Annotated in this window: 13 protein-coding genes; 3 read left to right on the forward strand and 10 right to left on the reverse strand. The window is 64.2% G+C overall.

The features are described 5' to 3' along the window. Positions 1–230: ISL3 family transposase (locus tag F615_RS18940; RefSeq protein WP_033371769.1), on the reverse strand; the 230-nt coding region annotated here is incomplete at its 3' end. A gap of 812 nt (positions 231–1042) precedes the next feature. On the opposite strand from F615_RS18940, the gene F615_RS0116675 reads away from it, so the two are divergent. Next, positions 1043–1564 carry a GFA family protein gene (locus F615_RS0116675; protein ID WP_019562288.1) on the forward strand — a complete coding sequence of 174 codons (522 nt, stop codon included), beginning with the start codon at positions 1043–1045 and terminating at the stop codon, positions 1562–1564. 82 nt (positions 1565–1646) lie between these two features. Here F615_RS0116675 and F615_RS20750 read toward each other — a convergent pair whose 3' ends face one another. From F615_RS20750 to F615_RS0116705, 7 genes are all read right to left on the reverse strand, one after another. Then, on the reverse strand, positions 1647–1775 hold the full coding sequence (locus tag F615_RS20750; RefSeq protein ID WP_375060606.1) for a DUF6920 family protein: 129 nt from the start codon (positions 1773–1775) through the stop codon (positions 1647–1649). Between the two features lie 87 nt (positions 1776–1862). Further along, entirely contained in the window at positions 1863–2258 is a 396-nt protein-coding gene (locus F615_RS0116680) for a GFA family protein (protein WP_019562289.1), read from the reverse strand. A 35-nt stretch (positions 2259–2293) separates the two neighbouring features. Next, on the reverse strand, positions 2294–2932 hold the full coding sequence (locus F615_RS0116685; RefSeq protein WP_019562290.1) for a dihydrofolate reductase family protein: 639 nt from the start codon (positions 2930–2932) through the stop codon (positions 2294–2296). A 75-nt stretch (positions 2933–3007) separates the two neighbouring features. Continuing rightward, complete coding sequence (locus F615_RS19550; protein ID WP_019562291.1) at positions 3008–3481, reverse strand: SRPBCC family protein; 474 nt, start codon at positions 3479–3481, stop codon at positions 3008–3010. Beyond that, the gene (locus F615_RS18950; protein ID WP_019562292.1) at positions 3478–3762 is read right to left on the reverse strand and encodes a toxin-antitoxin system YwqK family antitoxin; all 285 of its coding nucleotides are present in this window, start codon (positions 3760–3762) and stop codon (positions 3478–3480) included. Before F615_RS18950 ends, F615_RS19550 begins: the two co-directional genes overlap by 4 nt. Positions 3763–3767: 5 nt before the next feature. Next, a complete protein-coding gene (locus tag F615_RS0116700; RefSeq protein ID WP_019562293.1) occupies positions 3768–4184 on the reverse strand; it encodes an SRPBCC domain-containing protein in 417 nt (138 codons plus the stop codon). 26 nt (positions 4185–4210) lie between these two features. Then, positions 4211–4690 carry a VOC family protein gene (locus F615_RS0116705; protein WP_019562294.1) on the reverse strand — a complete coding sequence of 160 codons (480 nt, stop codon included), beginning with the start codon at positions 4688–4690 and terminating at the stop codon, positions 4211–4213. 89 nt (positions 4691–4779) lie between these two features. On the opposite strand from F615_RS0116705, the gene F615_RS18955 reads away from it, so the two are divergent. Continuing rightward, the gene (locus F615_RS18955; protein ID WP_019562295.1) at positions 4780–5265 is read left to right on the forward strand and encodes a MarR family winged helix-turn-helix transcriptional regulator; all 486 of its coding nucleotides are present in this window, start codon (positions 4780–4782) and stop codon (positions 5263–5265) included. 373 nt (positions 5266–5638) lie between these two features. Here the strand turns inward: F615_RS18955 and F615_RS0116715 are convergent, their stop codons facing one another. Together F615_RS0116715 and F615_RS0116720 are read right to left on the reverse strand one after the other, a co-directional pair. Continuing rightward, positions 5639–7042, reverse strand: a complete 1404-nt coding sequence (locus F615_RS0116715; RefSeq protein WP_019562296.1) for a heavy metal sensor histidine kinase — start codon at positions 7040–7042, stop codon at positions 5639–5641. Further along, complete coding sequence (locus F615_RS0116720) at positions 7043–7729, reverse strand: heavy metal response regulator transcription factor (RefSeq protein WP_019562297.1); 687 nt, start codon at positions 7727–7729, stop codon at positions 7043–7045. Positions 7730–7880: 151 nt separating this feature from the next. Here F615_RS0116720 and F615_RS0116725 point away from each other — a divergent pair. Then, positions 7881–8527, forward strand: a 647-nt coding sequence (locus F615_RS0116725; protein ID WP_019562298.1) for a multicopper oxidase domain-containing protein, incomplete at its 3' end; no start/stop codon positions are given.

An 8527-nucleotide genomic window follows, 5' to 3' on the forward strand; every position in this document is an offset into this window, starting at 1 on the left:
TGCAGCCAGGCCTCGAACTGGAAGAAGTCCAGGTGCCGCCAGGATCGGCGCAGCCGGTCGTGCACCGGTTGCGTGGCCGCACCGCATGCCGGGCAGGCGAGCCTGCTGGTGTGGCAGCCGATCTCGAAGTCGATACGCCGCTTAGCGGTGTCGAGCCTGACGTCATCGACGACCCACGGCGGCTGCAAGCCCAGCGCGCTGGTGAACAGAGCTTCTACGGCAATGCCCATGGACTCATCCTCCTGATCAAACCCGCCCGGTGGACATGTGCACAGGCCGGCCAGCGGCCTGCACACATGCCCACCGGGCTCGACGACCAGGAGTCATTGTGACTGTTGTGTTCCACACGAAATGACGAAGGACCATCCAGTGAGTCCGTGTGCAGCGGGGCTACAGCGTGCGCCTGCGGGGGCAGCGTGAAACGGACAAACGCCCGAAACTTACCGCTCTGGCACGACGGATTACGAAGGAGTTTGGGGAATGAGTTCGAAATCGGTGGTAGACTGCACCACCATCCTTCCACGCCCAACCGCCCTCGGTTGGGCGTTTTGCTTTGTGCGGGGCGCAACACCACGCGGGGTGGTGGGCCATTCTGCGTGTGTTGCGCGGTGGTGGCGCGGCGTCCTGAAGTGGCCCCGTTCGACGCTCTTTCGCTCTCTCTTCTCTCTTCTCTCAAAACCGGCGCCAACGTCTTCGCCCAAGCACACGCAAAAGGCCTTGCGTGGCAGTGACTTGCACGTGCGTCACAACGAGCGGTTGTCCATCGGGCTTGGATGAGCAGGATCAGCAGGAAGTCCACAGCAGGCGGGGAACGTAGACGCGGAGCTTCTTCGGGGGGGGGGCTGCACGAAGCGGGTCAGCCCGGCGAGCAACCGGGCCCCAGCGCCAGGCTGACGATCATGCTCAGCACCACACGGACGTGAATGAACTGCGCTGGATCGATGGCGGGTTGGGGTCCATGCATCACTTCCTCTGTGAGCGACGGGTGCTTCCTGGCGCGCTAAGATGACACCGGGCCTCGTTCCTCCCGCAAGGACACCAGATGCTCCCCTCTGCTGCGTTTCTCATCGAAGGCGGCTGCGACTGCCGTGCGGTGCGCTACCGCATGGAAAGTGCCCCGCTGTACGTCCACTGCTGCCATTGTCGCTGGTGCCAGCGAGAGTCGGGTTCGGCGTTTGCGTTGAACGCCTTGATCGAGGCCGACCGGGTGGCGAACCTGGGAGAGCCGCCGGAACAGGTGAACACTCCGTCGCAAAGTGGCGCTGGCCAGCTCATCGCACGCTGCCCGAAGTGCAAGGTGGCGGTATGGAGCCACTACGCTGGCGCCGGTCCGGTGGTGAAGTTCGTGCGGGTGGGCACTCTGGACAACCCCGACCTGTTGCCGCCGGACATCCACATCTTCACCGCCTCGAAACAGCCCTGGGTGGTGTTGCCGGCAGGGGTACCTTCGGTGCCGGAATACTACGAGCGAGAGCGCTACTGGCCGCAGGAGAGCCTGGAGCGGCGCCAAGCCGTCCTGCCGCTGATCGAGGCGTATCAGGCGGCGAAGGCGGGCGGGCGGTGAGGCTTGAGGTGCTCTTTGCGCTTGGATGGCCAGTCCTCGACATGTCGAGCATCAACGTGACAGCGTCCGGGTGGGTATTTCTCTACCGGTGGCATCTCAGATCGGTAATCGTTTCCCGCCAGTACGGTTTGCGACCCTCCGGCGTGACCCAAGCCACTTCGCCCTGAACCGGGGGCAGCATCCCGTCGCGCCGCTGTGAATTTGCTTTCATCCGGGACTGTGCTGCGTGACACGCTCCTGCTGGTTGCTGCTCGAGAGCGTCCACGTGGCTTGGTGGCTGCCACCGGCAAAGCTCAGGTTACAGATAGGACGTGACCGCCGGCGCCGCATCCCAGCGGTCGTGTGCCCCGTCCACGTAGGTCACGGGCAGTGCTGCGAGTCGCTCGGGCGTAAGTTCGTCGAGGCAGTTCACGCTGATCGCCACACCGCTGCCGTCGGAGGCCATGCCAAACGGTTTGACGCCGCAGACGCTGCAAAACCGATGACGGATACGCTGGGCGCCAAAACGATAGTCGGAGAGTTTTTCTTCCCCTGCGAGCAGGCGGAAGCGCTCGGCCGGCACGAAGACCAACCAGAAGCGCGACCGAGTACAGATGGAGCAGTTGCAGCGCACGGTGCCGGCGTTGAGATCCGCGTCGGCTTCGAACCGGACGGCGCCACAGTGGCAGTGTCCGCGGTAGGTTGCGAGTGGCATCGTAGCTTCCTTCACTAAAGTTGATGGCGTGTCGCTCAGTCGCGCACGTAGCGCAGGTGGGTGGCCGTGTCATCGTGCAGCACGCGCTCGATGCGCCAACGCGGGAAGGGCTCGGCCAGGTGCTCGAACAGCCGGCGCCCCCCGCCGAAGAGCACCGGGGCGAGCGCGATCTCCAGTTCATCGACGACGTCGAGATTGAGGTACTGCTGGATGACGTCGGCACCGCCCGAGATGCGGATGTCGCGGTCGCCGGCCGCTTCGCGCGCCAGCGCCAGCGCGCGCTCGGGCCCGTCGCTGATGAAGTGGAAGACCGTACCGCCAGGCCGCACCCAGGGTTCGCGCGGCTGATGCGTGAGTACGTAGACCGGGGTGTGAAACGGCGCCTCCTCCGGCCAGCCCCTCTCGCCGCCGTCGAACATGCGTCGGCCCATGATGTGCGCGCCCGTACGTTCGAAGGTGTGGCGCAGCGCATCGTTGACCGGGCCGGTTTTTCCGCCTTCACCGAGTTTCAGCTTCTCGCGCAGATAGCGTTGCTCGAGCGCCCAGGTCATGAGCGCGCCCCACTTGGCGCCCCAGTTCTTGTAGCCGGGGTCGGCGAAGTGCGCCATGTCCATCCCGTCGGGGGCCAGGTAGCCGTCCAGCGAGAGGGCGATGTTGACGAAGACTTTGCTCATGTTGGCTCCTTCGTTTGGCGTTCGATCGAAAGATGCCACACTGCCGTGCGCGGCATCGCATCGGTGCCGATCCGGTCATCGGGCTGGCGGAGGGGTGCGTGTGGCGTTCGCCGCGACCACGCCGTCGTGACCGCGGGCAGCCGCTTCGGCATGCTGCCGCAGCGCGTCCAGATGGGCAGCCCAACCGGCGCGATGTGCCTGGGCGAGTACGGCGCCCGCCGTTCCCAGCGCACTCCAGCCCGAATGACAAAGCGTCAGCCGGGTCGAGGTGCCACAGGACTCCAGCGCGATCGAAACGCGCGTTGCGACGGGCCAGTCGTCGTCTTGCCACGAAAGGTCCAGCCGGTGTGGCGGTTCGATGTGCAGCACGGTGCCGCGCGTCGTCACCGCTCGGTTGCCGTTGCGCCAGGTTTCGATGAAACCACCGCCTGCGCGGGCGTCCAGATGCATGTGCGTGCCGAACCACTGCGCCAGTGCATCGGCATCGGTCAAGCAGGTCCAGACAAGTTCGATGGGCGCGGCAATGTCCTGCGCCAGATCGATCGTCATGACCGCCCTCGCTTGGCCTTGCCGTCGGCGAAGGTTTCACGCTTCTCGACGGAACCATCGCGGGCGAAGCGCAGCCACTCCCCGTGTTTCAAGCCATCACGGAAATGGCCGACCTGCCAGAGTTCGCCCGTCTCGCGCCAGAAGCGCCACTCGCCCTGCATGACGCCGTCGATGGAAATGCCCTCGGCCTTCTTGAGGCCAGTCTTGAAGAAATAGGTGAGCCGCTCGCCGGTCTGGACGAAAACCGGCTGGCCGTTGGCGTAGTGGGTCTTGCCTCGCACAGCACTCAGCCTGCGCGGGTGGCGAAGGCCGCGTAGCTGTCGAGGATCGCCTGCCAGCCCTGACGCTGCATCTCGATGGAGTGCGTGCCCTCCGGGTCGAAGGTGGTGGTGACCCGAGTGCCGGCGCCTTCGGGAGTGAAGGTCGTGCGCGCAAGACGACCATCGTCGAGCCGCAGCGCGACGACGTGGGGCGCCTCGACCTCCTCGTAGGTGCCGGCGTAATCGAAACCGAAGGAGCCGTCGCGCGCCTCCATCCGGGCGACATGCCGCCCGCCGACCCGCAGGTCGACCGTCGCTCGGGGACAATGCCAATCAGGCGAGGCCTGGTTCCATTGCGTGATCGCCACGGGGGAATTGAATGCCTCCCAAGCCCGCTCGGGCGGGACGGGAACATGTGTCGAGATCTCGATCGGTGGCGTCATGGCGGATCTCCTTCAATGCGTTTTAGTCATCCGCGCCGCGCCGCATCGATCGCGGCGTGGTCGATCTTCTTCATCGTCATCATCGCGGCGAAGGCGCGTTCGGCCTCGGCCCCACCCGCCGCCAGCGCCTCGGTGAGCGTGCGCGGCGTGATCTGCCAGTTCACGCCCCAGCGGTCCTTGCACCATCCGCATTCGCTCTCGCGCCCGCCGTTGCCGACGATGGCGTTCCAGTAACGGTCGGTCTCCTCCTGCGTGTCGGTGGCGATCTGGAAAGAAAAGGCCTCGGTGTGCGGAAAGATCGGCCCGCCGTTTAGCCCGATGCAGGGGATGCCGCAGACGGTGAAGCGCACCACCAGCACATCCCCAGCCTTACCGCCCGGATAGTCGCCTGGCGCACGGCTGACCGCGGTCACGGCGCTGTCGGGGAAGACCGATGCATAGAAATGCGCGGCTTCTTCGGCCTCGCGGTCGTACCAGATGCAAACGGTGTTCTTCGGAGTCGGCATGTCGGTCTCCTGAATGGCGAGGATCTGGGGGCGAACGCGGGACGTGGGGACTGTGGACGATCTACGTTGATATCAACATAATTGCGAGTGTGCGTGACACCTTTCCCCATGTCAAGACCGTCGAAGTAGCCCAAGCGTGTCTGTGCCTGCACGCGCAGCGGGCGGCGCGGGTGCTCGCCCGTCACTTCGACGAGGTGTTTCGCCCGCTGGATCTGACCAACGGGCAGTTCTCACTGCTGATGGCACTGAACCGCCCGCACGCGCCCACCGTGGGCGAACTCGCCCCGTTCCTGGCCATGGACCGGACCACGCTGACGGCGCTGATCAAGCCGCTGGAACGACGGGGGCTGCTGGCGGTGATCGCCGATGATCAAGATCGCCGCAAGCGCCGCGTGCGCTTGACGGCCTCGGGGCATGCGCTGCTCAAGCGGGCCTATCCGCTGTGGTGCGACGCCCATGCCACGCTCGAACGGCGATTCGCGGATGCGCCTGTCCTTCGGGACCTGCTGAGCCGGATGACGTCGCTGCCGCAGACGTTGCGAGCTGATCGGAAGACGCTGGAGGATCGGCCTTGACTTGCCAGCAGCGCTGGGCTGATGCAAGCGGTGCTGATGGCCTGTTACGACAACCACGCCTCCGCTGGCGAATCCGATCTCACGACAACGCGCTCGAGGACTCGGCCCCGTCCGACGCTCTTTCTGCTCTGTCCCCTTTCAAAACCGGCGCCAACGTCGTCGCCCAAGCACACGCAAAAGGCCTTGTGTGGCAGTGACTTGCACGTGCGTCACCACGAGCGGTTGTCCATCGCGCTTGGATGAGCAAGGCATCAGGCCGATGAAAAACTCGACGTCGCCGCGCAGGGCATCGCGTACAAACCCGCGCGCCGCTGCGTCACCACGAGGGCTCGATAGGCCAAGAGTGGTCTCTCGAGAGACCGTGGAGCGACACTCAGGTGCGTTTCTGATGCGGAAATATCAGTGTAAAGCGCGTCAGACCTTGCGCAGAGGTCACACTAGCCTGGCCACCATGCGCCTCGACAATGGCTTTGGTGATGGCCAAGCCGAGCCCTGCGCCATCGGAGGTCGGATGGGCACGCGCGGGGTCGGCGCGGTAGAAGCGATCAAACAGTCGCGGCAGTACCTGGGGATCGATGTCTTCGCCAGTGTTCTCCACACAAACTTCAGTGCCATCTGGCCGCTCAGCCAAAATAATCCGGACGGAGCTGTCCGGCGGGGCATGGCGTAGCGCATTCGACAGCAGGTTGCTCAATGCGCGACGAAACATCAGGCGATCCCCCTTGATGCTGCCGTTGCCCTGCACCGTGAGGCGGATGCCCTTGTCGTCCGCCACCGCTTCGTAGAAGTCGAGCAAAGCGTTGGCTTCATCGGCCGCCATGAAACGTTCCTTGTGCGGCAGATCCACACCCCGTTCGGTTTTAGCCAGCAGCAGCATGTCGGCCACCATGCGGGCCAAGCGCTGCAATTCTTCGGCATTGGAGGCCAGGATGTCACGGTAAGCGGCGTTCTCGCGTGGGGTCGCCAAGGTCACCTGGGTCTGCGTCAGCATGTTGCTGATCGGGGTGCGCAGCTCATGGGCCAAATCCGAAGCAAACTCTGACAAGCGCCGAAAGTCGTCCTGCAGACGCTCCAGCATCTGATTGAGTGTCTCAGCCAGATCGGCCATTTCCGCAGGGACAGCCTGCACCGGCATGCACGCCTGCAAGCGTTGCGCGGTCACGGCGGCCGCATGCGCCTTGATCGCACGCAGAGGGGCCAAACCGTAGTAGACGGCGGCCCATCCGAGCAGCCCGCTGACCAGAATGGCAGCCAGCGAATACGCCGCAAAGGTGCGCAGCAGCGCATCCAGAAAACGCCGGTGGTGCGTCGTATCCATGGCCAAGGTGATCACCAGGGGGGCCTCGGGCGCATACTGCGCCTGGGCACGGAACTGCTGCGTGCGGTATTGCCGCCGTCCACTCTGCCCTCCTGTCAAGGCATGCAGGAGCGTTTCGTGCTCGGGAAGCAGCCAGCGATCCGGTGCGGGAAAGCCCTCGGTCTGATACAGGGTCCGGCCTGTCGCAGTGGTCACGCGGACGAACAGCCCGTGATGATGATTGAGCGCCTCAGAGAGCCCCCAACGCAGGTCCTCGGCAGAATTGGCGCTGGCCAGGATGTCGTCGATGAGGTGTTGCTTGTCTTGCAGCACGCTGCGATCCAGATCGATGAAATGACGATCCGCTGCGGTCATGAACAGTCCGCCCAAGCCCAGCACGATGCTGGCGGCCACCAGCGTGAAGAACAACGTCAGGCGGTGGGTCAGCGATAAACGGGAAAGCGATAAGCGGCGCAACATTCACGGTTCCTGCGCGGCTTCAAGCACATAACCCATGCCCCGCACGGTCTGAATCAGTTTGACGGATTGACCCTCGTCGATTTTCATTCGAAGTCGGCGTATGGCCACTTCGATGACATTGGTGTCGGAATCGAAATTCATGTCCCATACCTGCGAGGCGATCAACGAGCGCGGCAGCACTTCGCCTTGACGGCGCATCAGCAACTCCAGCAGACCGAACTCCTTGGCCGTCAGGTCAATGCGCTTGCCGCCCCGCGTGACGCGGCGGCGCAGCAAGTCCAGCTCAAGATCGGCCACGCGCAGGACGTTGCTGTCCAGTCCGCCGCCTCGTCCACGCCGCAGGATGGTGCGCACGCGGGCCAGCAGCTCGGCGAAAGAAAACGGCTTGACCAGGTAATCATCTGCGCCAAGGTCCAGCCCCTTCACACGGTCTTCCACCTGATCGCGGGCGGTCAGAAACAGCACTGGCATATCCAGCCCGCGCCGCCGAAGAGAAGCCAGCACCTGCCAGCCATCGAGCCCCGGCAGCATCACGTCCAGAATCACCAGGTCGTATTCGCCATGCAAAGCCAAATGCAGCCCATCGCTGCCATTGGCCGCCAAATCGGCCACAAAGCCGGCTTCATTCAAGCCTTGACGTAGGTATTCGCCGGTTTTCGGTTCATCTTCAACGATCAGGATCTTCACGGGTCTGCTCCATCTATCGCCCCCCGTGAGTTTGACAGCCATGCGACTCGATGGCGGCAAGATGACAGAAATGTCATCTTCGACTCACCTTCCTGACAGGGGCGGGGAACCAAACTCGCTTCGTGTGAACCCCAAAAAGGATCCCTTAACCATGATCAAGTTTCATGCTCCACTGCCGATGATGCCCTCACGGCGGCGTTTCGTGCGCGGCTTGGTCGCCGGCGGAGTGATGGTCGGCCTGTCACCCTGGGTGCGTGCTGCGGCGCAGGGGCTGGCCGACACGCGCACGGGTGCGGCGCCCGTGCTCAGCGGCACGAACATCGACCTGGTGGTTGCCGAGTCGCCGGTCAACTTCACCGGCAGGCCAAGGATGGCGACCACCATCAACGGCTCCATCCCGGCGCCAACGCTCAAACTTCGGGAAGGCGACACGGTCACCATCCGCGTCACCAACCGCCTGCGCGAGGCCACCTCGATCCACTGGCACGGGATCATCCTGCCCTACCAGATGGACGGGGTGCCTGGGGTCAGTTTCCCGGGCATCGCCCCTGGCGAAACCTTCACCTACCAGTTTCGCCTCGAACAAACCGGCACCTACTGGTATCACTCGCACTCCGGCATGCAGGAGCAGACCGGCATGTACGGGGCCTTGATCGTCGAGCCGCGTGAGGCAGACCCCATCCGCGCCGACCGCGACCATGTCGTGCTGCTGTCCGACTGGACCGACGAAGACCCCATGCGGGTGCTCGCCAAGCTCAAGGCGCAAAGCGACTACTACAACTTCAATCAGCCGACGGC

This window comes from Caldimonas manganoxidans ATCC BAA-369 (assembly GCF_000381125.1).
In the GTDB taxonomy this organism is placed as follows: Bacteria; Pseudomonadota; Gammaproteobacteria; order Burkholderiales; family Burkholderiaceae_C; genus Caldimonas; species Caldimonas manganoxidans.

Bases quoted from the DNA above. Each gene is read 5' to 3' on its own strand.
- F615_RS0116685 (WP_019562290.1), bottom strand. From the start codon at position 2,932: ATGAGCAAAGTCTTCGTCAACATCGCCCTCTCGCTGGACGGCTACCTG.
- F615_RS0116680 (WP_019562289.1), bottom strand. From the start codon at position 2,258: ATGCCACTCGCAACCTACCGCGGACACTGCCACTGTGGCGCCGTCCGG.
- F615_RS19550 (WP_019562291.1), bottom strand. From the start codon at position 3,481: ATGACGATCGATCTGGCGCAGGACATTGCCGCGCCCATCGAACTTGTC.
- F615_RS0116705 (WP_019562294.1), bottom strand. From the start codon at position 4,690: ATGCCGACTCCGAAGAACACCGTTTGCATCTGGTACGACCGCGAGGCC.
- F615_RS0116700 (WP_019562293.1), bottom strand. From the start codon at position 4,184: ATGACGCCACCGATCGAGATCTCGACACATGTTCCCGTCCCGCCCGAG.
- F615_RS20750 (WP_375060606.1), bottom strand. From the start codon at position 1,775: ATGAAAGCAAATTCACAGCGGCGCGACGGGATGCTGCCCCCGGTTCAG.
- F615_RS0116675 (WP_019562288.1), top strand. From the start codon at position 1,043: ATGCTCCCCTCTGCTGCGTTTCTCATCGAAGGCGGCTGCGACTGCCGT.
- F615_RS0116715 (WP_019562296.1), bottom strand. From the start codon at position 7,042: ATGTTGCGCCGCTTATCGCTTTCCCGTTTATCGCTGACCCACCGCCTG.